The organism is Sorangium sp. So ce836 (assembly GCF_028553905.1).
GTDB lineage: Bacteria > Myxococcota_A > Polyangia > Polyangiales > Polyangiaceae > Sorangium > Sorangium cellulosum_D.
In genome coordinates this window covers 117,874-139,981 of sequence record NZ_CP102233.1, presented here as the reverse complement: position 1 = coordinate 139,981, position 22,108 = coordinate 117,874, and the positions used below count along the sequence as shown (strand labels likewise).

Below are 22,108 nucleotides of genomic sequence, written 5' to 3'. Positions count from 1 at the left end.
GTACGATAGGTGGCATGGGTTCGAGAGCGACAGCCGAGATCCTCCGACCTGAGCCGATGACGCTGGAGCAGTGGGCCGACCTGGAGGAGGACCAGCCGGGCGAGCTCCTGGATGGCCGTCTCGTGGAGGAAGAAGTGCCGACGACGCTGCACGAAGCGGTGGTCAGCTGGCTGATCGAGGTGCTCCGCGGATGGGCCCGACCGCGGGGCGGCTGGGTGTTTGGCTCGGAGTACAAGCTTGCCGTGTCGGCGCGCCGTGGGCGCAAGGCCGACGTGTGCATGTACGCCCCGGGCGCGGCCCTTCGCGGCCGCGACGCGCTCTCCCGGATCCCCCCGACCGTGGTGGTCGAGGTGCTCTCGCACCGACCGCGCGACGTGCGGCGCGACCGGATGGAGAAGGCCATCGAATACGCCCGCTTCGGGGTGCGCTGGTACTGGCTCGTGGATCCCGAGGCGCAGCTCTTCGAGCTGTGCGAGCTCGGGCCCGACGGGTATTACGTGCAGCGGCTGCCCGCCTCGGAAGGAAAGGTGCGCGTCCCGGGGCTGGACGGGCTGGAGCTCGATCTGGATGCGCTGTGGGCCGAGGTGGCGCCGCTCTCGGACGACGACGAGCCGGAGCGGGACGAGAGCGGCGACAGGTGAGGCGAGGGCATCAGGCCGGAGCGACCGATGGTGCCTCGCCGGCTTCGCCTTGGAGCGCGGCTTCTTCGGCGCCTTATGCGCCTACCGTGCGCACAGGGCCTCGATACGCGCGGAGCTTCATGGGGTTGCGAAGGGGAAACGGGTGGTTAGTTTCCGCCGCCCCATGGCAGTCTTTTTCATCGAGCATGTGCGCCCTCTCGACAGTGGAGGGCTCGGAACGGTCGACGTGGTGAGGGTCACCGGGGGAGATGGTTACCCCGTTGGCACGCTCTTCGCCCGGAAGCGGCTTGGCCCGCAGTGGGCGAACGACCCTGGAGCGCAAGCTCGATTCGACAGGGAGATCGAACTGCTTCGCACGATGGCTCACCCCAATATCGTGAGCTGCATGGGGCACCACTTGCCCGGACACGAGAAGCACTACCTGATGCCGCTTTACCCGCGAAGCCTGCGGAAGCTGCTCGTCGAACATGGCAGGGCGATCACGCGGGAGTGGGTGCTCAACTTCGGCATCAAGATCGCGAACGCGCTCCAATACGCGCACTCAATGAATTTCATCCACCGCGATCTCAAACCCGAGAACATCCTGTTGACCGACGCACACGAACCCGTCATCGCGGACTGGGGCCTCGGTCAGTTCATCCATCAGCATTCGAAGGTACTCGATCTGAAGACACTGGGAGCCGTGGGCACGCCCTACTACTGTCCAATGGAGCAGTGGAACACGGGAAGGTGCGAAGCGTCTGGCGATATCTACTCGCTGGGTCTGATCCTAGCGGAGATGGCCACCGGGCGGCGCTTGCCGATTGCTCCGCCCTTTAGCGGCATCCGGAACGACGTGATAACGAGCGACAGTCACGGCGCGAGGATGTTCAACTCAACGGTCAAGAAGATGACTCAGATGTTTCCCCAAAACCGACACACCTCGATGGCCGAGGTCACTCTCGACCTGATGAATTGCTATTGAGTATGGTCGGCATCGGGGGGATCGCCGCGGTGGGGCGCCACGTCTTCGAGGAGGTCGGTCCGATCGGGCTCGCGGTGGCGCTCGCCCTCGCCGCGGCTCAGCGGCCGCGGGGGATGCGCTGCTCGGCGCGGGCAAGGCGGCGGCCCTCGGCGACGACGCGCTGCTCGGCGCGGGCAAGGCGGCGGCCCTCGGCGACGACGCGCTGCTCGGCGCGGGCAAGGCGGCGGCCCTCGGCGATCCTGCGCGCGCCGCGGCGCACGCGGGCGATGGCGCGCACGCGCCGAAGGTGGTCGACGTGCAGCCCGGCAGCGCCATCGAAGACGTGGCCGGCAAGCTTGCAGAGCAGGGGCTGGGGCTGGGGGTGGAGATGCTCCCTGGCGCAACCGACGAGCAGGAAGCGGACGCGACGCAGCCTGCGCCGGAGGCGGCCGCCGCTCCCGGCGTGCAAGGAACGCGACAGGCGCCGACGCCGCCCGCCGCCGGCAGCGCCGATGCGGGCGCCGCCGCCACGGGCGCGCCGGCGCCCCGGACCGTGGAGCGCCGGTCCCCCGCAAGGTGACGCAGCGCGCGTACGTCAGCCTGCTCGGTCGATGCCGAGACGGGCGTCGAACAGGCTGTCGTCCACGTCATCTACGCCTGGCAGGACGGATGACGGTCAGCGGCTCGGCGCCGTAAGATGCTGCGGCTTCCGATGATCCATGCCCCCATGAACGCACCTGCCCTGCTCCTCTGCCCGCTGCTGCTCTTCGTGATGGGCTGCGTCGCCGGCGAGCCGGCCCCCGCGGCTCCCCCTCACGCGGGGGCCGACAACCCCTGCGCGCCGGGTGGAACGCCGCGGCCTCCCCGCCGGAACATCGTGGCCACGACGGTCACGCCGAGCGGACAGGTCATCGACTGGATCCCGATCGAATCGCAGACCCCCGACGGCAAGATCGCGTCCCCTCCTGCACCGCCGACGAGTCCGAGCGACGCCGCACCGGCGCCCCCGAGCGGCGCCGCGCCGGCGCGATCCCCGGTGGAGACCGGGGTCGAGCTCGGGCCGAGAGGTCCGGCCGGCACGGTGCCGGTGCTGCGCCCGCGACAGCCGCAGTGCGATTGCCTCCCTGGCTACGTCCAGCAAGCCGATGGCTCGTGCGCGGAGCTCGCCACGCACTGCTCGGGAGAGGGAGCGATGGCGTCCAGCAAGTCGTTCACCGTCTGCTGTCCGGAGCTCGCGCGCATTCCCCTGATGGAGCGCGTCGATGGCAAGTGCGTGACCACGGGGCACGGCGCGCACCTCTGCGCGAAGTGCGGCGACGGCGCCTGCGGCGCGGGCGAAAACGACTGCAACTGCCCGAACGACTGCCATGCAGCCCTCGGCGCCGCGCCGCCGAAAGGTGCCGCCGCGGAGGCGTCCACCCCGGCAGCCGCGGTAGGATCATCCGGCCCATGAGCGCCCTCCTTGCCGAGATCGAGCGGTTCTACGACGCCGTCCCTCGCCGTCGTGCCGACGCCGAGGACCATGGACCGCTGACCCTCTTCGTTCGCCGCGGCGACGGCTGGCCCTACTATGCTCGCCCCACCCTCGGTGTTCGAGGCGCCGTGTCGGCCGAGGACGTGGCCGCGGTGCGCACGCGTCAGCGGCAGCTCTCGATCCCGGAGGCGTTCGAGTGGGTGCTGGAGACGACCCCCGGGCTCGACGCCGCCGCCGAAGCGGCGGGCCTGCACGTCCGCCGCTGCCCGCTGCTCGTGCTCCACGGCGAGCCCGTCCAGGCCGCCCTGCCCGAGGACATCGCGCTCTCGATCATCACCGCGCACGACCCGGATCTCGCCGCCGTGCAGGCCGTCGCGCACGTCGCGTTCGGCGCGCTCAGCACTGCGGCGGGCCCTGCTGGGCCGGCCGAGCGCGACGCCGCCGCAGCGGCGCTCCCGGCCGGGCTCGCAGCGGCCTGGCACGCGTCGCTGATCGAGGGAACGATGGTGCACGCCGCTGCCCGGAGCCCCGGCGGCGCGCTCACCGGGCCGCTCTGCGTGGGCAGCTACCAGCACGCGCTGGACGTCGCCGAAATCGTGGGCGTCGGGACGCTGCCTGCGGCCCGGCGCCGGGGCCTCGCCGCCGCCGTCACCGCGGTCCTGGCCCGGCACGCCCTCGACGCCGGGATGCGCACCGTGTTCCTGTCTGCGCAGAACGACGACGTCGCGCGCGTCTACGAGCGGGTCGGATTCCGGCGCGTCGCCACCGCGTGCATCGCCGAGCCGCCCGAGCAGGCGGAGCGCGCCGAGGACCTCGCCACGTGACCGGTACGAGGCCGGCGAGATCGACCTACCGAGTCATCGACGGCACAGAGGGCTCAGCCGGAGACGGCGTGATAGTCCGGCCCCTCTTCCCCGCGCAGGATCTCGGTCCGAACGACCGATGCGTCCCGCAGGTGCGCCACCGCGCCGAGCTCACCGTCGCGACGGTACGCCGAGAAGGCGTGTTCGTCGGGAAAGGTGACGATGTGAATCTCCTTCAGGCTGAGCCCAGCGCTGTCGGGCGCCGTCACCACGGTGCGCTCGATCGCGCCGCCGTACCGGGCCATCACGGCCGCGGCCCTCCTCTCGTACGCGCGGAATGCGTCGAGCGCCTCGCATCGCACCGTGAGGATCACAACCAGCGTCACCGGAACGTCCCCTCGTTCACGTCACGCCCCCGCAGAAGCACAAAAAAAAGAGCGCCCATTCGACGGTGGGGGGGGGAAACCGTCACGGGCGCTCTGCCTCCAGCGTTTAGCAGGATGCGGACCAAGCGCTGCACCCTGGTTTTCCGCGCGTTTTCCTTAGGGAGACTGCGTACCCCTTTCGATCCTGAAACCGGCGCGTGCAATCCTGACATCCTCCGGTCGCTGCCGGCGACGGGCGGCCCGTCCGGCGGTGCGGCGCCACACCTGACGCCGACGCCCGCCGTCGTCGGCCGATGCGACACGCTCGACGGCGGCGGGGCTCCGCGCCCTCCTCGGGCGCGAGCACGTCGTCGCGCGCACACGGCTTGAGGCCGGCGGGGACCACGTTGCTTGGGCCGCCGGAACCACGTTGCTTGAGGCCGCGGGAACCACGGTCGCCGCCGCGCCAGGGAGCGCGGCCGCCGCGCGAAGCGGCCGCTCGACTCCGTCCGACGAGGCGCGCCGCGCCGGCCGACGGAGCGCGCCGCGCCGGCCTGCGCGCATCGTTGACATCGCCGCCAGGATTGCTCCAATGCGAGCGCCCGCTCCGCGCTGATCCAACGAGGAGGCATTCGATGCGGCACTTTCTGACCACGATGGACTATACCCGCGCCGAGATCGAGGGCCTCCTCGAGCGCGCGCAGCGCTTCAAGCGCCGGCCGATCGAGCCGCGCCTCAAGGATCGCACCATCGCCCTCGTGTTCTTCAACCCGTCGCTGCGCACGCGCACCTCCTTCGACGTCGGCATCCGGGAGCTCGGCGGGCACGCCGTGGTCCTGGAGCCCGGCCGGGGCGCCTGGCCCATCGAGTTCGAGGAAGGCGCCGTGATGGACGGCGAGCCGGAGGAGCACATCCAGGAGGTCGCTCGCGTGCTCTCGCGCTACGCCGACCTCATCGGCGTGCGCGCGTTCCCCAAGTTCCAGCGCTGGGAGGAGGATCGCCAGGACAAGGTGCTCCAGAGCTTCGCCCGCCACGCGACCGTGCCGGTGGTGAACCTCGAGACCATCACCCACCCTTGCCAGGAGCTCGCCCTCGCGCTCGCCATGAAGGAGCGCCTCGGCCGCCTCGACGGCAAGAAGTTCGTGCTCACCTGGACGTACCACCCGCGCCCGCTCAACACCGCAGTCGCCAACTCGGCCGTTCTCATCGCCTCCAAGCTCGGCATGGACGTCACCCTCCTCTGCCCCACCGAGGAGTACCACCTCGACGAGCGCTACCTCGACGCCGCCAGGCAGAGCGCGGCCGAGAACGGGCGGAAGCTCTCGATCACCTACGACATCGAGTCCGCCTACCGGGGCGCCCACGTCGTGTACGCGAAGAGCTGGGGCGCGATTCCCTACTTCGGGCGCTGGGAGCAGGAGAAGCCCCTCCGCGACCGGCACAAGCACTTCATCGTCGACGAGCAGAAGATGGCGCTCACCGCGGGTGGGCTCTTCTCCCACTGCCTGCCGGTCCGGCGCAACGTGAAGGTCACGGACGCCGTGATCGACTCGCCGGCCTCCATGGTCATCGACGAGGCCGAGAATCGGTTGCATGTTCAGAAGGCCGTGATGGACGTGCTGGCCAACGGGTGGTGACCGCGATGGGCTCGACACAAGACGTCATCGTCCGCCTGCTCAGGAACCTCGGCAGCCGCAAGGAGGTCGAGCAGTACCTGAAGCAGTACGCGGCCGTCGATCAGCAGAAGTTCGCCGTCATCAAGGTCGGCGGCGCCATCCTCGACGAGGACCTGGAGGCGCTCGCGACCTCGCTCGTGTTCCTGAACCAGGTCGGCCTGTATCCCATCGTGATCCACGGCGCCGGGCCGCAGCTCGATCGGGCGCTCGCCGAGGCGGGCATCCAGACCGAGCGCGTCAACGGGCTGCGCGTCACGACGCCCCGCGTCCTGGAGATCGCGCGCCGCGTCTTCCTGCGCGAGAACCTGCGGCTCGTCGAGGCGCTCGAGGAGATGGGCACGCGCACGCGGCCGATCACCGCGGGCGTCTTCGAGGCGTCGCTGATGGACGAGGGTCGCCTCGGGCTGGTCGGCAGGGTGGAGCGCGTCCACGTCGACGCGGTGAGGTCCAGCCTGCGCGCGGGGCACCTGCCGATCCTCGCCTGCCTCGGCGAGACGCCGGGCGGGCAGATCGTCAACATCAACGCCGACGTGGCCGCGCGCGAGCTCGCGCTCGCGACGCAGCCGTTCAAGATGATCTTCCTCACGAGCGCGGGCGGCCTCCTCGACGAGCACGGGCGCATCATCTCGGCCATCAACCTCGAGGAGGACTACGCGGGCCTCGTCGCCCAGCCCTGGGTGACCGGGGGCATGCGGCTCAAGCTGCAGGAGATCAAGCTCCTGCTCGACGGGCTGCCGCCGACCTCCTCGGTGTCGATCACGGCGCCGGATCACCTGGCGAAGGAGCTGTTCACGCACACGGGCTCCGGCACGCTCGTCCGCCGCGGCGAGCGGATCCTGCGGCACGACACGCTCGACGGCATCGATCGCGGCCGGCTGCGCGATCTGCTCGAGGCGTGCTTCCAGCGGCAGCTCGACGAGCACTACTTCGACAAGAAGCCGTTCTACCGCATCTACCTGTCCGACTCGTACCGGGCGACGGCGATCCTCACGCTCGACTCGGGCGACAAGGCGCCCCTGACTCCGTACCTCGACAAGTTCGCGGTGACCACGGAGGCGCAGGGCGTGGGTATCGGCGGCTCGCTCTGGACGCGGATGAAGAACGAGAACCCGAAGCTGTTCTGGCGCGCCCGGAACGGCAACGAGATCAACCCCTGGTATTTCCAGCAGGCCGAGGGCAGCTACCGCAACGAGAAGTGGACGGTGTTCTGGTACGGCCTGTCCAGCTTCGACGACATCCGGGCCTGCATCGATCACGCGCTGTCGTTGCCGGCGACCCTGCGCCAGCACGGCACGTCCGAGCGCTGACCCCGCGCCCCCGAGCCCGGGGCGCGCCCGCCACCGCGCCCCGGGCTCGCGGCGGGCCACGCCTCGGTCGGGCTCACAGCGGGTCGTCGTCGCCGTCGGCGTCCGCCCGTGCGAGGGGCTCGCGCCCCCGGTCGGCCGCAGCGTCCGGCAGGTGCGGCACCGGCGGCGGCGGGGCGCTCGTCCGCTTCTCGGCGGCGCGCGCCTTCGGCGATCGCCGCGAGCGCTTCGGCTTGGCGGACGCGCCGGACGCCTCCGGAGGGCGCGGCTTCTTGAGCGCCCGCGGCGGCAGGAGCTCCGAGTCGACAGCGACCTTCTTCGCCATGAAGATCGCGGCGTCGAGCCGGTAAAAGCTGCGCTTCCGGTAGAACTTGAGGGCGCCGATGTTGTTCTCGGCCACCTCCAGCACGAGGTGGGTGCAGCCGTGGATGCGCGCGAGGTGCTCGAGCTGCTCGAGCATGAAGGCGCCGACGCCGCGACCCTGGTAATCGGGGTGGACCGCGAGCTCCTCGACGAAGAGCGGGCGCATGTCGTGCTTCGTGAAGTACCGCTCGTTCATCCAGTTGTCGGTCCCGGTGATCTCGAACGCGCACTCCGCGTAGCCGACGATCTCCTGCCCATCGCCCTGGCGCACCTCGAAGAGGAGCTGCTCGACGCCTTCCTCTTCGTAGACCTCCAGGAACCGCTTCTTCGAGCGAGGACGCTGGTACTCGACCGTTTCCCGGTTCACGTCGCGGAACACCTTTTTGAGAAATTCCCAAACTCGGTTCAGGTCGCGGCGGTGGATCCGGCGGACGTAGATGAGGCTCTCCTCCCCGGCGCCGGTGGAGCTCGACTCGGCCTTGGTCATTGTCGCGCCCAGTCTACAGGACGAACGCGGAGCGGGCACATCGCGACGACCGCGAGGCTCGCCCCTCCAGGGGCGCAGGGCTCGTGAGGGCGTGAGCGCGAGTACGGAGGAAGGGAGGCTCGCGCCATCGAGGGCGCTCGCCTCAGGTAGGCATCACGCTACCGAGGGCGCTCGTCTCAGACGTCGACCAACGTCAGGCCCGAAGCGGCAGCACGCCCCAGGCGGCACAAATGGATCGCGGGGTGGTGGGGCCCCGCCGAGCTTCGCTCGGTGGGGCAGCGGGGGCGCGTGCCCCCGCCGTGGAACTGCGGCGCGTGCCCCCGCCGTGAGACTGCGAGACTACACCGCGGCCTGCGGGCCGATCTGCTGGAGGCGCGCGTTGATCACGTCCCAGTTCAGGCCGGAGAGCACGTTGGCCACGTAGTCCGCCTTCTTGGTCTGGTAGTCCGCGAAGTACGCGTGCTCCCAGGCGTCGATCGCGACCATGATATGCGTGTTCGCGAACAGGCCTACATCGTGCTCGGTCCGGATGAGGTTGTTGAAGAGCTTCTTCTCCTGGTAGTCGTACACGAGCACCGTCCAGCCGTGCGCGCTCAGGAGCGCCGCCTTGGCGTCCGCCAGCCAGTTGTCGAAGCTGCCGAAGGAGGCCTCGATGATCTTCTTCGACTGGGCGCTCGGCTGCGTCGAGCCATTGCCGATGTTCTCGAAGTACAGCTCGTGCAGCACCGTGCCGTTGAACGCGACAGGCTCGCGGCGCTTGAGCTCGCTGTACGCGTTGTACGAGTAGTTCGGCGCGCTGCGATCCGCCTTGCCGAGCTGCTCCCAGATCTCGTTGAGCTTCTTCACGTAGCCCTGGTACAGCGTGAAATGCGCCTTGAGCTGCAAATCACTCAAGCCCTTGGCGTTGCCGCCGAGGAGATGATCGAAGTTCTTCGGTTCGCGGGCCATGGTGCCTCCTAACGAGTGCCGCGGGCAACGCGTGCCGCGGGGGGTAGGCCGCCGCTCTACCGCTGCTGCCCTCCGGTAGCAACCCTGGCGTGCGAGGTGCCACGGCGCGCCCTCACGGCGCAAGCGGACCTGCCCCAGACCCGACCGCGCTTGCAGGAAACTCCGTAGGGAGCGCGAGGCGCACCGTGAATGCGCGTCGGAACCGCCGCGACCAGGGCCGCGCCGCCGCGCGCACAGCGCCTCCCTCGATCCGGGCCGATGGGCCGCCGCGCCGGGAAAAACCTCGTGAAACGTTGAACGCCGCGGGCGTTTCGGTCGATACTCCGGGGGCTTGCTGTTCCTTCGCGCAAGGAGGCGACCTCGTTCATGCCGGCTCGTACACAGGGGACCCATCCGACGGCCGCGCTCGCGGCGGCGCTGTGCCTGCTCGGGGCAGCGGCTCAGGCCGAAGCGCAGGAGCCCGCGAGACCCGAAGGCTTCGCGCTCGACAGGTTCCAGCCCGCGCCGGCCGGCGACCGCATGTTCGGTGTCCAGTCCGCCTACGCCGCGGGAGACACGTCGCCCCACATCATGATCCTCGGCGATTACGCCCAGGATCCGCTCGTGTTGCGGAGGCTCCGGGGGAACGAGGATATCGGCGACGGCAAGGTCGTCGGCAGCCAGCTCCTGCTCCACCTGAGCGCCTCGCTCTCCCTCTGGAAGCGCCTCACGGTGAACGTCGATCTGCCGCTCGCGTTCCAGTCCGGCGACGGCGGGGTCGCCTCGGGGGCCGTGCTCCCGCAGCCGGCCACGAGCGCGCTCGGGGACCTCCGGCTCGGCGCGCGCGCGACCCTCTACGGCGACTACTTCGATCCGTTCCAGATCGCCCTCGGCGGCTACGTGTGGCTGCCGACCGGCGACCCCGAGGCGTACTCCGGCGACGGCGACGTGCGCGGCAGCCCGCAGCTCGTCCTCGGCGGCCACCTGGATCGCGCGGTCTGGTCGCTCGCCGCGGGGCCGGAGTTCCGGTCGAGCAGGCAGTTCGCCAACGTCGAGCAGGGGATGATGGTGCACTGGGGCGCCGGCGTCGGCCTGCTGCTCGACGACGAGCGGCGGCTGCAGATCGGGCCGGAGATCACCGGCTCGATCACGATCTCCGACGTCCAGCCGCGCACGACCAACCTGGAGGCCCTGCTCGGCGGGCGCTATCGCTTCGCCAGCGACTTCGAGGCCGGGCTCGCCGTGGGCCCCGGCCTCACCGCCGGCGTCGGCACGCCCTCGTTCCGCGCGGTGGCCATGGTCGCCTACTCGCCCGAGGTGAAGCCGCCCGTGAAGGACCGGGACGGCGACGGCATCCCCGACGACGCCGACGCGTGCCCGGACGTCGCCGGCGTGGGGAGCGCGGACCGCGCAAAGAACGGGTGTCCGCCGCCCAAGGACGCGGATCGCGACGGCATCCTCGACGCGGCCGACGCCTGCCCCGCCGTGGCCGGCGTCGCCTCGCCGGACCCGAAGAAGAACGGCTGCCCCCCGCCCGGCGACCGCGACAAGGACGGCATCACCGACGACGTCGACGCGTGCCCGGACCAGGCCGGCCCGAGCGACGAGGACCCGAAGAAGCACGGCTGCCCGCCGCCGCCCGATCGCGACAGCGACAAGATCCCCGATCCCTCGGACGCGTGCCCGGATCTGCCCGGCATCGCCACGACCGACCCCGCCACGAACGGCTGCCCGGGCGACACCGACGGCGACGGCATCCGCGACGACCAGGACGCCTGCCCGAACGAGAAGGGCAAGCCGAACGAGGATCCGAAGCAGCACGGGTGCCCGGCCGCGGTCCGGGTGACCGAGACCGAGATCGTCATCCTGCAGCAGGTGCAGTTCGACATCGGCAAGGCGACCATCCGGCCGGTCAGCCACGAGCTGCTCGAGGAGGTCGCCGGCGTGCTCAAGGACCATCCGGAGATCCTCAAGATCGAGGTCCAGGGCCACACGGACGACCGCGGAGCGCGCCAGTTCAACACGAAGCTGAGCCAGGCGCGCGCGGAGTCGGTGCTGATGGCGCTCGTCGAGCGCGGCATCGCGCCCGAGCGCATGCAGGCGAAGGGCTACGGCCCCGACGTCCCGATCGCGGACAACAAGACCGAGGCGGGGCGCCAGAAGAACCGGCGCGTCCAGTTCAACATCATCGAGAAGGCAAAGAAGCAGCCATAGGGCTGGAGGCTTCGATGGCAAAGCGATTGGCAATCACGGCGCTGACCGGCGCCGCGCTGCTCGGGGCGCTCTCGGGGACCGCGGGCGCGGCGCCGGTGCGCCGGGTCCAGGTCGCGCAGCGCGGCGACTTCGTCCTCATCGGCAACACGCTCGCGCACGAGTGCGGGCCGTCCACGCCCGCGCCCCTGGTGGGCACGGTCGCCGCGAACTGCGGCGCGGACGCGACGCTCGGGGACTCGGCGCCCGACGTCTACTGGCGGGCCGACAGCCCGCTCGCGGGGCAGGCCGAGGCGAGCCCCACGGTAGCTCCCTCGGCGTCCCGAACCACCGCGGTCCTCAACCTCCCCGCGGGCGCGCGGGTGACCCACGCCTACCTCTACTGGGCCGCGAGCCGCGCCACGGGCTCGGCCGATCTCACCGTGACCCTGGATCGGCCCGGCACCTTCAGCAACAGCGTGACCGGCACGCTCTCCGGCGAGGTGTCCTCCAGCGACATCCACGCCCAGGCGGTGGCCGACGTCACCGAGATCGTGCGGGTGCGCGGCGCGGGCGCCTACCGCCTGGGCGGCATCTCCAACGCGATCGCCCTCAACGACGTGAACAAGTCCTTCGTGTTCGCCGGCTGGTGGATGGTCGTGCTCTACGAGCTGACCACCGCGCCCGCCCGTAACCTCGCCGTCTTCGACGGGCTCGACATGGTGTTCGACGGCGAGGCGGTGGGGTGGACGATCTCGGGGTTCGTCGTCCCCTCGGGCGCGGGCACGGCGAAGCTCGGTGTCATCGGCTACGACGGCGACAGCACGACCGGCGACGGCATCGAGTGGAACCGGACCGGGCTCTTCGACGCGGTGAACCCGGTGAACGACTTCTTCAACAGCTCCCGGTCGTTCCTCGGCGCGCCGGCGTCGGCGTCGGGCGATCTGCCGCGGCTCACCGGCGGGCCGCTGAGCATGAGCGGCATCGACATCGACGTGGTCCAGGTCCCGTCCAATCTGCTCAGACCGGGCGACACGTCGGCGGAGGTCCGGGCGGTGGTCCTGGGCAACGACAGCTACCTGCTCGGCGGCCTCATCACGTCGGTGCCGACGCGGCTGCCGGATCTGGCCAAGTCGACCAAGTCGGTCCTGGACCTCAACGGCGGCGGCGTCGCGCCGGGCGACACGCTCGAATACACGATCATCGTCGCGAACACCGGGGACGACAGCGCCGCGAGGGTCGTGCTGAACGATCCGCTGCCGCCCGGGGTCACCTACGTGCCGGGCTCGCTCGAGATCACCGCGGGCCCGAACATGGGCGGCGTGACCGACGCGGCCGGCGACGACGAGGGCGAGTACATCGCCGGCACGAGGACGGTCCGCATCCGGCTCGGCAACGACGCCGACGCGGCCCAGGGCGGGTCGCTCGGCGTCGACGAGACCACGACGGTGCGGTTCCGCGTCACCATCGACCCGGGCACGAACGGCGAGATCGCGAACCAGGCGATCGTCACCGGGCAGAGCCCGGCGGGCGGATCGGCCCAGGACTACCCGACGGACGGCAACGGCGCGGGTGCGGGCGCGCCGCCCACGACGATCCTGGTCGACAGCGACGGCGACGGGCTGAGCGACGGCGACGAGATCGCCGCCGGCACGGACCCGAACGACGCCGACACCGACGACGACGGGATCAGCGACGGCGACGAGGAGCTCTGGGATCGCGACACCGACGGCGACGGGCTCGTCAACGCGCGGGACGTCGACAGCGACAACGACGGCCTCTTCGACGGGACCGAGGTCGGGCTGACGGACTGCAACGGCCCGGGGACGAACGCGCTCGCGGGGCACTGCGTGCCCGACGGCGACGCCGGGGCGACCACGACCGATCCGCTGGACGCCGACACCGACAACGGCGGCGCGCTCGACGGCTCCGAGGATACGAACCTGAACGGCGTGCTCGACGAGGGCGAGACGGATCCGACGACGGGGCACGGCGCCGACGACCGCCAGGTCGCCGACAGCGATGGCGACGGGCTGAGCGACAAGCTCGAGGAGCACCTCGGCACGGACCCGAACGACGCCGACTCCGACGACGACGGCGTACGCGACGGGCGCGAGCCGAACCCGACGGATGATCACGACGGCGACGGGCTCATCAACGCGCTCGACGTCGACAGTGACAACGACGGCCTCTTCGACGGCACCGAGCTCGGCCTCGGCTGCAGCGGACCGGGCACCGATGCCGCGGCGGGCAACTGCAGGCCCGACGGCGACAGCGGGGCCACCACGACCTCGCCGATCGACCCGGACACCGACCGCGGCGGCGCGACCGACGGGTCGGAGGACGTCAACCTCAACGGCGTCATGGACGCAGGCGAGACCGACCCGACGTTGGGCCATGGGGCGGATGACGGGCAGAACGCCGACAGCGACGGCGACGGGCTGAGCGACAAGCTCGAGGCGACGCTGGGCACGGACCCCGACGACGCCGACTCCGACGACGACGGGGTGCGCGACGGGCTCGAGCCGAACCCGGCGGACGACACCGACGGCGACGGCCTCATCAACGCGCTCGACGTCGACAGCGACAACGACGGCCTCTTCGACGGGACCGAGCTCGGCCTCGCCTGCGACGGCCCCGGCACGGACGCGCCGGCGCGGCGCTGCACCCCGGACGCGGACGCCGGCGCCACGAAGACGTCGCCGCTCGACGCGGACACGGACAACGGCGGCGTGACCGATGGCTCCGAGGACGCCAACCTGAACGGGGTCGCGGACAACGGCGAGACCAACCCGACCCGCGGGCACGGCGACGACGACAGCGGAAACGCCGACGGCGACGGCGACGGGCTGAGCGACGATCTCGAGGAGACGCTGGGCACGGATCCTGGCGACGCGGACACGGACGACGACGGCGTGCAGGACGGGCAGGAGCCGAACCCTTCGGACGACACGGACGGCGACCGGCTGATCAACGTGCGCGACGTGGACAGCGACGACGACGGGCTCTTCGACGGCACGGAGCTCGGCCTCGCCTGCGACGGCCTCGGCACCGACGCGGACGCTGGGCACTGCAGGGAGGACGCCGACCGCGGGGCGACGAGGACGTCGGCGGTGCTCCGTGACAGCGATCGGGGTGGCGCGAGCGACGGCTCCGAGGACGCGAACCTGAACGGCGCGATCGAGGCCGGCGAGACCGACCCGACCGCCGGCCACGGCGACGACGACGACCAGAACGTCGACAGCGACGGCGACGGGCTGGGCGACGACCTCGAGGCGTACCTCGGATCGGATCCGGGAGATCGCGACAGCGACGACGACGGTCTGTTCGACGGCGATGAGCCGAACCCCAGCGACGACGGCGACGGCGACGGGCAGCCGGGCGTCCTGGATGCGGACAGCGACGGCGATGGGCTCTTCGACGGCACCGAGGCGGGGAAGGACTGCGCGGACGAAGACACCGCCGTCGACGCCGGGACTTGCACGCCGGACGCCGATGGTGGGGCCTCGACGACGAGCGTCGTGGACCCCGACACCGATCGGGGCGGCGCGAGCGACGGCGAGGAGGACCGGAACCACAACGGCATGGTCGACGAGGGGAGCGACGAGACCGATCCGAACGACCCCGGGGATGACCGCGGCGACCGTGACGGCGACGGCCTCTCGAACGCCGAGGAGACGGCGCTCGGCACCGATCCGGACGACGCGGACAGCGACGACGACGGGGTGCTCGACGGCGAGGAGCGCGAGCCCGGCGCCGACACGGACGACGACGGGAAGATCAACGCGCTCGATCCCGACAGCGACGGGGACGGGCTCTTTGACGGGACCGAGCTGGGCAAGGACTGCTCGCATGCGGACACCGACGCCGACGCGGGGACCTGCGTGCCCGACGGCGACAACGGGGCCACGACGACGGATCCGACGAAGGCCGACACCGACGGCGGCGGCGCCATCGACGGCGAGGAGGACGAGGATCACGACGGCGTGGTCGACGCGGGCGAGCGCGATCCGAACAATCCTGCGGACGACCGGCCCGTGACGTGCGCGCGGGACAGCGATTGCGACGCCGGCATGGTGTGCGACGAGGCGACGAAGCAGTGCGTCGCGGGTTGCCGCAACGAGGACAGCAGCATCGGTCCGTGCCCCACGGCGCCGCCCGGCGACGGGATCGTGGTGCAAGGCGGTGGCTGCGCCTGCACGGCGGGCGGGGACGGTCACGGCAGCCCCTCGGTGCCGTGGGCGTTGCTCGCGGTCGGCACCTGCGCCGCCGCGCTGCACCGACGCCGCCGGCGCGGCTGAGTCCTTCCGCGACGGCGCCCCCGCTCGGAGCAGGTGGGGCGCCGGGTTGTGATTCGCTGAAGAATTTCGGTTTGCCTGTCAGGCGAGCCCCCTGGGGCGGAGCAGCGGACCCGACCCCAGCGGACCCGACCCAGGTTGCGGGGAGCGGACCAGCGGACCCGACCCAGGTTGCGGAGGCTAGGCCAGCGGCCGACCTGACCCAGGTTATAACGACGGGCCCGGCCTATCCGCTCCGGCTGCGGGCCGCCGACCAGCCCGGGTTGGGCCTACCCGACCCAGGTTGCGGCCGCCCCGCCCCGCGCCGCCCCGCGGACCCGACCCAGGTTGCGGCCGCCCCGGCCGACCCGGGTTGCGGCCGCCCGCCCGACTCAGGTTGCGGCCGCCGACCCGGCCGCCCGCCCGCCCCGGATGCAGCCGCTGACCTGACCCAGGTTGCGGCCCCCCCGCCCCGCGGACCCGACCAGGTTGCGGCCGCCCCCCGCCCCGCGGACCCGACCAGGTTGCGGCCGCCCCCCCGCCCCGCGGACCCGACCCAGGTTGCGGCTGCCCCACCCAGGTTGCGGCCGCCCCCCCGCCTCGCGGACCCGACCCCGGTCGCGGCCACCCCGCCCTGCCCGCGGACTCGACCCCGCGCGGACCCGACCCAGGTTGCGCCGGACCCGCCCCAGCCCAGGATGCCGACGGGGCCAGCAGGTCCGAGCGCCGCCCCCCCGCCCGGGTCGCATCCGCCGCGGGTTGCCATCTGCCGTCCGTGGCTTAACGATATTTCTTCACGGGAGAGTGCATCTTGCTCCGACCTTCTGATTCCGTCGTCCGCGCCATCACGATGGATGGCGCTTTTCGCGTCATCACGGCGCTGACCACCGAGACCGTGCGCGGAGCCATCGCGGTGCAATCGGCCACCGGCGCGACCGCGCAGCGGCTGGGAGAGCTGATCACCGGCGCCATCCTCGTGCGCGAGGCGATGGCGCCCAACCTGCGCGTGCAGGCGATCGTCAAGGGCGCGACCGGCCACGGGACCCTCGTGGCCGACTCGCACCCGGACGGCACGAGCCGCGGCCTGGTCAACCTGGGCAAGGGCGCCGCCGAGAAGAGCGCGCTGGAGATCGGCGCAGGATCGCTGCTGCAGGTCATGCGCACGCTGCCGAGCGGCATGCTTCATCAAGGCGTCGTCGAGGTCCCGGCCGAGGGCGGCATCTCCGGCGGCTTGATGACGTACATGCAGGAGTCGGAGCAGGTCGTCTCGATGATCGCGGTGGCGACGCTGATCGGCGAGAACGGCGTCGGCGCCTCGGGCGGATATCTGGTGCAGCTCCTCCCGGAGGTCGAGCGCGGCCCGCTCATGGTGATGACCGAGCGGCTCAAGGATTTCGAGCGCCTCGACGACGTGCTCGCGCACGAAGGTGCCTCGGCGGACGTGCTGCTCGAGGAGCTGCTCTACGGCATGCCGTTCTCGCGGCTCGACGACTCGCCGCTCAGCTTCAGCTGTCGCTGCAGCGAGCTCCGGGTCATGACCACGCTGGCGAGCCTGCCGCGTACCGACATCGAGGAGATGGTCGAGGACGGGAAGGTCCTCGACATCCGCTGCGATTACTGCGGCAAGGACTACCAGGTATCGCCGTCGCAGCTCCGCTCGCTGCTGACGACGAGCTGATCGCCGCCCGCGGCGCGCGGCCTGTGCGCCGGGTCGCGCGAGGTCACGCTGGCTGACCGGGCGAGAGGCCGCGGAGCACGAAGGCGATGACCCGCTCGATCTCGGCCTCGTCATCCCACGCCGCGTCGGGGGCGATGAACACGCGGTGGAGGATGTACCCCGCGAACGTCGAGGCGATGCAGCGGAGGACGAGGGCGGGCGGCCAGCCGACGATCTGCCCCTCGCGCTGGAAGTGCTCGATCTGGGCGATCCCCTTCGCGAGGAACGGCGCGTACACCCGGCTGGCGATCCCGATCCGCAGCTCGGCGTCGAACGGCAGCTCCTGCGCGAGGATGCGCACGAGCTGCGGGTGCGCGCGCACGAACGCGGTGCGCTCGGCGAGGAGCGCCCGCAGGAAAGCCTCGACGGTCGGGTACGTCGCGTCGAAGAGCGGGTCCATGGAGCGCGCCAACGCGGGCCCCACGAGCTGCTCCATGACGGGACCGATCACCCCGAGGAGGAGGTCCCTCTTGGTGGGGAAGTACTTGAAGATCGTCGCCTCTGCGACCCCCGCGCGCCGGGCGATGTCCCTGGTCGCGGTCCCGCGGAACCCGTGCTCTGCGAACGCAGCCACCGCGGCCTCGACGATCTTTCGTTGCGCCTCGGTCAAGGTGTCGTTCGAGCGCGGTCGTCGGCTCATCGGCGTTCCCTTTGCTCACCTCTAGTACCGCCCGCCCGCGATCCGGACGCATTTCGACCGCCGCCGCGGGGCGGACCGCGAGCGGCGCCCGCCGTCGCGCGCGGGGCGCTGCGCTCTAGACTAGAGCGGCGCACGCTTCTCCCCCCGTCGTCCGGGCGCCCGACGCGCCTCCAGCGGCCGGCGCGCTAGGCGGCTTCGGGGCTGCGCGTGAAGAGCCGGCCGAGGGCCAGCCGGAGCTCGCCCTCGTCGAGCGGGTCGCTGCGCACGCCGACGTAACCGTCCGGCCGGACGAGGACGGCGGCCGAGGACGCGACGCCGTACGCCGCGTGGGCGTGCCCGTCGGGATCCGCGAAGCCTCCGCCGTCGAGCGCGCCGATGACCAGGACCTCGAGGTCCGGCCTGCCGAGCTGCGCTGCAAGCTTTCGGGCGTGCTCGCGCGCCCCGCCGTCCGCCTGCGTGCCGGTGAAGAGCAGCAGCGTGAGCTCGGCGTCGCGCATCAGGTCGAAGAGGTGGACCTGCTCTCCCGCCGCGCTGCGGACCACGGCGTCCGGCGCGCGATCCCCGGCGCGGGGCCCGTGAGCCGGTGGGCTCCCGATCTGCACCGACAGCGGGCTCTTCCGGTAGCGGATCTTGAGCTGCGAGACGAATCCCAGGATCCGGCGCTGCACGGCGGAGATGCCGAGGGCGCGGGACGCGAGGCGCGGCGCGATCGCGCGCAGGGTCCGGCCTACCGGACCGTGACCGGCCATGAGGCCGAAGAGGCGGTCTGTGAAGCCGATCAGCCTGCGCGCCACGGGGAGCCGCTCCACCTCGTAGGTGTCCAGCAGCCACGCGGGCATCCGGCCCTGCTCGACGGCCGCGAGCTTCCACGCCAGGTTGTAGGCGTCCTGGATCCCGGTGTTCATACCCTGCCCGCCGGCCGGGCTGTGGATATGCGCCGCATCGCCGGCGAGGAACACGCGCCCTTTGCGCAGGCGCGCGGCCACGCGGTGGTGGAGCCGGTAGCGCGAGAGGACGATCGCTTGCTGGACCTTGAAGGGAACCGGGATCATCTCGCGCATCGCGGCCTCGAACTCCTCGGGCGAGACCTGTGCGTCGTGCGTCGGCGGCGGTTCGGGCCGGATGAGGATGACCCGGAACCGGTGGCTGCCGGGCACAGGAAACGCTGCGGCGACGCCCCGGCGCGAGGGGCTGATGTAGATGTCGCCGTCGGGCAGCGGCCAGTCGATGATGAGGTCGCCGAGCATGCAGTGATCGTCGTAGGTATCGCCCTCGAAGGCGATGTCGGCGCCCTTGCGGACAGGGCTGTGCGCGCCGTCGCAGCCGAGCAGCCACCTGGCGCGCACCTCTTCGCTGCTCCCGTCGGCTCGGCGGAGCGTGCACGTGACGCCGGCGCTGTCCTGCGTGTAGGAGGCGAGCCCGACGCCGCGCTCGAGCGTCACGCCCAGCCCGGAGAGCCGGGAAGCCAGGACGCGCTCGGTATCGAACTGCTGGAGGATGAAGATGCCCGGGATCGGCGTGGACAGCTCCGGGAAGTCGAAGATCGACAGCCGGGCGCGTCGCTCGTTGGAGAGGAGGACGTTGATGCCGCCCACGCGCACGGCGCGCTCCATGGCGAGATCGACGATCCCCATTCTGCGGAAGAGCTCCATCGTCCGTGTCTGAACTGCGAGCGCTCTCGAGTGATCCGAGGGCGGCTCCGGTGCTTTGTCCACGATCCGCACCGTGAGCCCCCGCCGGGCGAGCTCCCCGGCCATCGTCAACCCCGTCGGCCCTCCGCCGACCACCAGCGCGTCCAGTGCTCCCGCCATGACCCGCCTCCAATTGGTGAGTGAGTACTCACTCACCTAAGGCAGAGCAAGCGTGTTGGCAAGGGGGCCGTCGCCACCGTCAACCGCAACGTGGTTGGGGTGGCATGGCTCCACCCCGTCGCCGGCCCCTCATCCGCCCCACCCAGGTTGAGGCAGCAGAGCAGGGCAGCCGCCTCGGGGGGCCGACCGACCCAGGTTGAGCTCTGCCTGCCGACCCAGGTTGAGCTCTGCCTGCCGACCCAGGTTGAGCTCTGCCCAGGTTGAGCTCTGCCTGCCGACCCAGGTTGAGCTCTGCCCAGATTGAGCTCCGCCGGCCGACCCAGGTTGAGCTCTGCCCAGGTTGAGCTCTGCCGACCGACCCAGGTTGAGCTCGTCCCACAAATCACGTCATGGACGGATCTTCCCCGCACCCCCTCTCTCCCCTCTCCCCCACCCCGCCCCGCGTGCTTGCTCCGCGGGATCCATGCGATGGTCGCCGCATGGCAGAGGTCCACGTCAACGTCTACATCCACGCCCCGGTCGAGCGCGTCTTCGACGCGGTGGCCGATCACGAAAGCTTTCTTCGCTCCGGGGACGGCACCCACACGAAGCTCATCCGGCCGGGGCTCACCGAGCGCAACGGCCTCGGCGCCCTCCGCGAGGTGCGTGTCGGGAAGCGGATCCGCTACGTCGAGGAGATCACGGCCTTCGAGCGCCCCTCCTCGTTCGACTACCAGATCCTCGAGAGCACCCAGCCGCTCCAGCACCACGGCTCGCGCCTCCGCTTCACCTCGCGCGGCGACGGCACGGAGGTCGACTGGACATCGCGCTTCGACGTCCCGGTGCCGCTCGTCGGCGACCTCCTCGGCTCGCTCGCCAGGCGCTTGTTCACCGCAGCGTTCACCGAGCTGCTGCTCGCCGAAAAGGCGCGCCTCGAGGCCTCGCCGCCCGAGCCCGCCGCATGACGCGCCCGCGGCCCCGCCGGCAAGCCGCCCTCAGGACCGCCCAGCCGGCTGCCGGCCGGACCTCGCGAGCGCCTCGATCGCCACGGCCGCGAGCAGCGCCGCGCCCGTCACCATGAACTTCACCGACGAGGGGAGCGCCGGCAGATCCATCCCGTTCGAGATCGACCCGATCAACAGCGCCCCCGTCAGCGCCGACCACACGGTGCCTCGTCCCCCGAACAGGCTCGTCCCCCCGATCACGACCGCGGCGATCGCGTCGAGCAGCACGTCCCCGCCGCCGGACGACTGATTGACCGCGAGCAGCCGCGAGGTCGCCAGGAATCGAGTGTTGTCGCACAGGGCGAGGTCCTGATACACGGTCGCGAGCCCGAGCCTCGACGCGTCCTTGGGCCCCCGCAGCGTGACCGGCTGCCCGCCGAACCGCATCTCGCCGCCGTCGGGCGGGAAGATGCCGGCGATGGTCTCGATCAGGGTCGACTTGCCGGCCCCGTTGTCCCCCACGAGCGCGAGGGGCGCGATCGGCGAGGCCGCTCCGGATCTCGCCGATCGCGTTGGGCGGCGAGCCTCCGAGCGGGAAGTCTCCGCGCGGCCGCGCTACCGTACGACGGCCCTCCGGGAGGCGAGCTCCTCGGGGCAAGAAAGCGTGGATGACCCCAATGCGAGAACCGAACTATCGACCGCACCATCTCCGGACCGTATCGCGCCTCGTCGAGCGGCTGAGCGCGGACCCGTGCTCCTTGGCCGTCATCATCGGCGGCTCCCAGGCGAAGGGGCTGGCGAAGGAGACGTCCGACATCGACTTCTTCTGGGTGGTCACCGAGGAGGAGCAGAGGCGGCGCCAGGCGACCGGCGAGCTCGTCTACGTCGCCTCGGACGAGGGCCTCGTGGACTATCCGGGCGGGTACGTCGACGGCAAGATCGTCAGCCTCGACCTCCTCCAGAAGACCCGCGAGCGCGGCAGCGAGCCGGCGCGCTCGGCGTTCCTTGGCGCGATGGTCGCCTGGTCGCGGCTCCCGGAGATCGACGGCCTGGTGCGCGCGATCTCGGCCTATCCCGAGCACGAGCGCGCGCACAAGATGCTGGGCTTCATCGCCCAGCTGGAGGCGATGCGGTATTACCTCGAGTCGGCGGAGCAGCACGACAACCGCTATCTCCTGACCTGGGCCGCGTCGCGCGCGGTGCTCTTCGGCTATCGGCTGATCCTGGCGCACAACCGCATCCTCTATCCCTACCACAAGTGGGTGAGGGCCTTCGTCGCGGACGCGCCCGAGAAGCCGGCGGATCTCCTGCGCCTCGCCGACGAGCTCATCCGCGCGCCGGGCAAGAGCACGGGCGAGGCGTTCTGCGGCGCGGTGCTCTCGTTTCGCGACTGGGAGAGACCCGCCCAGTGGCAGACGCGGTTCATGGAGGACTCCGAGCTCAACTGGCTCCACGCGCCGCCTCCGCTGGAGGACGCGTGAGGCGGCCCCGCGGGCCGGGACACAGGCGACGAGAACACAAGGGCTCCCCCTGCATCGGCCCGTGTTCGTCGCCTACCTGTGCGCAT

Annotated in this window: 19 protein-coding genes; 12 read left to right on the top strand and 7 right to left on the bottom strand. The window is 71.3% G+C overall.

From position 1 onward, the window contains the following. The first annotated feature begins 14 nt into the window (after positions 1-14). Both NQZ70_RS00500 and NQZ70_RS00495 read left to right on the top strand, forming a co-directional pair. Entirely contained in the window at positions 15-641 is a 627-nt protein-coding gene (locus tag NQZ70_RS00500) for a Uma2 family endonuclease (protein WP_129572452.1), read from the top strand. A 163-nt stretch (positions 642-804) separates the two neighbouring features. Further along, complete coding sequence (locus NQZ70_RS00495; RefSeq protein ID WP_165373724.1) at positions 805-1,605, top strand: serine/threonine-protein kinase; 801 nt, start codon at positions 805-807, stop codon at positions 1,603-1,605. 97 nt (positions 1,606-1,702) lie between these two features. Here the strand turns inward: NQZ70_RS00495 and NQZ70_RS00490 are convergent, their stop codons facing one another. Then, positions 1,703-1,882, bottom strand: coding sequence for a hypothetical protein (locus tag NQZ70_RS00490; RefSeq protein WP_129572450.1), 180 nt, complete (start codon positions 1,880-1,882; stop codon positions 1,703-1,705). An 18-nt stretch (positions 1,883-1,900) separates the two neighbouring features. Between NQZ70_RS00490 and NQZ70_RS00485 the strand changes: the two genes are divergently transcribed. The 3 genes from NQZ70_RS00485 to NQZ70_RS00475 all read left to right on the top strand — a co-directional run bounded on the left by NQZ70_RS00485 (position 1,901) and on the right by NQZ70_RS00475 (position 3,882). Further along, a complete protein-coding gene (locus tag NQZ70_RS00485) occupies positions 1,901-2,164 on the top strand; it encodes a hypothetical protein (protein WP_272827487.1) in 264 nt (87 codons plus the stop codon). A 147-nt stretch (positions 2,165-2,311) separates the two neighbouring features. After that, entirely contained in the window at positions 2,312-3,037 is a 726-nt protein-coding gene (locus NQZ70_RS00480) for a hypothetical protein (RefSeq protein ID WP_129572448.1), read from the top strand. After that, a complete protein-coding gene (locus NQZ70_RS00475; protein ID WP_129572447.1) occupies positions 3,034-3,882 on the top strand; it encodes a GNAT family N-acetyltransferase in 849 nt (282 codons plus the stop codon). Before NQZ70_RS00480 ends, NQZ70_RS00475 begins: the two co-directional genes overlap by 4 nt. A 53-nt stretch (positions 3,883-3,935) precedes the next feature. On the opposite strand, the gene NQZ70_RS00470 is transcribed toward NQZ70_RS00475, so the two are convergent. Further along, complete coding sequence (locus NQZ70_RS00470) at positions 3,936-4,247, bottom strand: hypothetical protein (protein ID WP_129572446.1); 312 nt, start codon at positions 4,245-4,247, stop codon at positions 3,936-3,938. A gap of 614 nt (positions 4,248-4,861) precedes the next feature. Between NQZ70_RS00470 and NQZ70_RS00465 the strand changes: the two genes are divergently transcribed. Continuing rightward, positions 4,862-5,863 carry an N-acetylornithine carbamoyltransferase gene (locus tag NQZ70_RS00465; RefSeq protein ID WP_129572445.1) on the top strand — a complete coding sequence of 334 codons (1,002 nt, stop codon included), beginning with the start codon at positions 4,862-4,864 and terminating at the stop codon, positions 5,861-5,863. A gap of 5 nt (positions 5,864-5,868) precedes the next feature. Then, the gene (locus tag NQZ70_RS00460; RefSeq protein ID WP_129572444.1) at positions 5,869-7,209 is read left to right on the top strand and encodes an acetylglutamate kinase; all 1,341 of its coding nucleotides are present in this window, start codon (positions 5,869-5,871) and stop codon (positions 7,207-7,209) included. Between the two features lie 73 nt (positions 7,210-7,282). Here NQZ70_RS00460 and NQZ70_RS00455 read toward each other — a convergent pair whose 3' ends face one another. Both NQZ70_RS00455 and NQZ70_RS00450 read right to left on the bottom strand, forming a co-directional pair. Next, positions 7,283-8,056, bottom strand: a complete 774-nt coding sequence (locus NQZ70_RS00455; protein WP_129572443.1) for a GNAT family N-acetyltransferase — start codon at positions 8,054-8,056, stop codon at positions 7,283-7,285. A 339-nt stretch (positions 8,057-8,395) separates the two neighbouring features. After that, a complete protein-coding gene (locus NQZ70_RS00450; protein ID WP_129572442.1) occupies positions 8,396-9,004 on the bottom strand; it encodes a superoxide dismutase in 609 nt (202 codons plus the stop codon). Positions 9,005-9,370: 366 nt separating this feature from the next. On the opposite strand from NQZ70_RS00450, the gene NQZ70_RS00445 reads away from it, so the two are divergent. From NQZ70_RS00445 to NQZ70_RS00435, 3 genes are all read left to right on the top strand, one after another. After that, a complete protein-coding gene (locus NQZ70_RS00445; RefSeq protein WP_129572441.1) occupies positions 9,371-11,197 on the top strand; it encodes an OmpA family protein in 1,827 nt (608 codons plus the stop codon). Positions 11,198-11,211: 14 nt separating this feature from the next. Further along, complete coding sequence (locus NQZ70_RS00440) at positions 11,212-15,474, top strand: DUF11 domain-containing protein (RefSeq protein ID WP_129572440.1); 4,263 nt, start codon at positions 11,212-11,214, stop codon at positions 15,472-15,474. Positions 15,475-16,261: 787 nt separating this feature from the next. Next, positions 16,262-17,128 (top strand): Hsp33 family molecular chaperone HslO, encoded by an 867-nt coding sequence (locus NQZ70_RS00435; protein ID WP_129572439.1) that lies wholly within the window; start codon positions 16,262-16,264, stop codon positions 17,126-17,128. Between the two features lie 43 nt (positions 17,129-17,171). Here NQZ70_RS00435 and NQZ70_RS00430 read toward each other — a convergent pair whose 3' ends face one another. Both NQZ70_RS00430 and NQZ70_RS00425 read right to left on the bottom strand, forming a co-directional pair. Continuing rightward, a complete protein-coding gene (locus NQZ70_RS00430; protein ID WP_129572438.1) occupies positions 17,172-17,807 on the bottom strand; it encodes a TetR/AcrR family transcriptional regulator in 636 nt (211 codons plus the stop codon). A 185-nt stretch (positions 17,808-17,992) separates the two neighbouring features. Beyond that, positions 17,993-19,618, bottom strand: coding sequence for an FAD-dependent monooxygenase (locus tag NQZ70_RS00425; RefSeq protein WP_129572437.1), 1,626 nt, complete (start codon positions 19,616-19,618; stop codon positions 17,993-17,995). Positions 19,619-20,097: 479 nt separating this feature from the next. On the opposite strand from NQZ70_RS00425, the gene NQZ70_RS00420 reads away from it, so the two are divergent. Next, positions 20,098-20,562 carry an SRPBCC family protein gene (locus NQZ70_RS00420; protein ID WP_165373723.1) on the top strand — a complete coding sequence of 155 codons (465 nt, stop codon included), beginning with the start codon at positions 20,098-20,100 and terminating at the stop codon, positions 20,560-20,562. Between the two features lie 30 nt (positions 20,563-20,592). Here NQZ70_RS00420 and NQZ70_RS00415 read toward each other — a convergent pair whose 3' ends face one another. Continuing rightward, positions 20,593-21,063, bottom strand: a complete 471-nt coding sequence (locus NQZ70_RS00415; RefSeq protein WP_237244895.1) for an ATP-binding cassette domain-containing protein — start codon at positions 21,061-21,063, stop codon at positions 20,593-20,595. Positions 21,064-21,218: 155 nt separating this feature from the next. Between NQZ70_RS00415 and NQZ70_RS00410 the strand changes: the two genes are divergently transcribed. Further along, a complete protein-coding gene (locus tag NQZ70_RS00410; RefSeq protein WP_165373722.1) occupies positions 21,219-22,022 on the top strand; it encodes a nucleotidyltransferase domain-containing protein in 804 nt (267 codons plus the stop codon). Positions 22,023-22,108: the final 86 nt, after the last annotated feature.

Bases quoted from the DNA above. Each gene is read 5' to 3' on its own strand.
- NQZ70_RS00500 (WP_129572452.1), top strand. From the start codon at position 15: ATGGGTTCGAGAGCGACAGCCGAGATCCTCCGACCTGAGCCGATGACG.
- NQZ70_RS00495 (WP_165373724.1), top strand. From the start codon at position 805: ATGGCAGTCTTTTTCATCGAGCATGTGCGCCCTCTCGACAGTGGAGGG.
- NQZ70_RS00480 (WP_129572448.1), top strand. From the start codon at position 2,312: ATGAACGCACCTGCCCTGCTCCTCTGCCCGCTGCTGCTCTTCGTGATG.
- NQZ70_RS00475 (WP_129572447.1), top strand. From the start codon at position 3,034: ATGAGCGCCCTCCTTGCCGAGATCGAGCGGTTCTACGACGCCGTCCCT.
- NQZ70_RS00465 (WP_129572445.1), top strand. From the start codon at position 4,862: ATGCGGCACTTTCTGACCACGATGGACTATACCCGCGCCGAGATCGAG.
- NQZ70_RS00460 (WP_129572444.1), top strand. From the start codon at position 5,869: ATGGGCTCGACACAAGACGTCATCGTCCGCCTGCTCAGGAACCTCGGC.
- NQZ70_RS00455 (WP_129572443.1), bottom strand. From the start codon at position 8,056: ATGACCAAGGCCGAGTCGAGCTCCACCGGCGCCGGGGAGGAGAGCCTC.
- NQZ70_RS00450 (WP_129572442.1), bottom strand. From the start codon at position 9,004: ATGGCCCGCGAACCGAAGAACTTCGATCATCTCCTCGGCGGCAACGCC.
- NQZ70_RS00445 (WP_129572441.1), top strand. From the start codon at position 9,371: ATGCCGGCTCGTACACAGGGGACCCATCCGACGGCCGCGCTCGCGGCG.
- NQZ70_RS00440 (WP_129572440.1), top strand. From the start codon at position 11,212: ATGGCAAAGCGATTGGCAATCACGGCGCTGACCGGCGCCGCGCTGCTC.
- NQZ70_RS00430 (WP_129572438.1), bottom strand. From the start codon at position 17,807: ATGAGCCGACGACCGCGCTCGAACGACACCTTGACCGAGGCGCAACGA.
- NQZ70_RS00425 (WP_129572437.1), bottom strand. From the start codon at position 19,618: ATGGCGGGAGCACTGGACGCGCTGGTGGTCGGCGGAGGGCCGACGGGG.
- NQZ70_RS00420 (WP_165373723.1), top strand. From the start codon at position 20,098: ATGGCAGAGGTCCACGTCAACGTCTACATCCACGCCCCGGTCGAGCGC.
- NQZ70_RS00410 (WP_165373722.1), top strand. From the start codon at position 21,219: ATGCGAGAACCGAACTATCGACCGCACCATCTCCGGACCGTATCGCGC.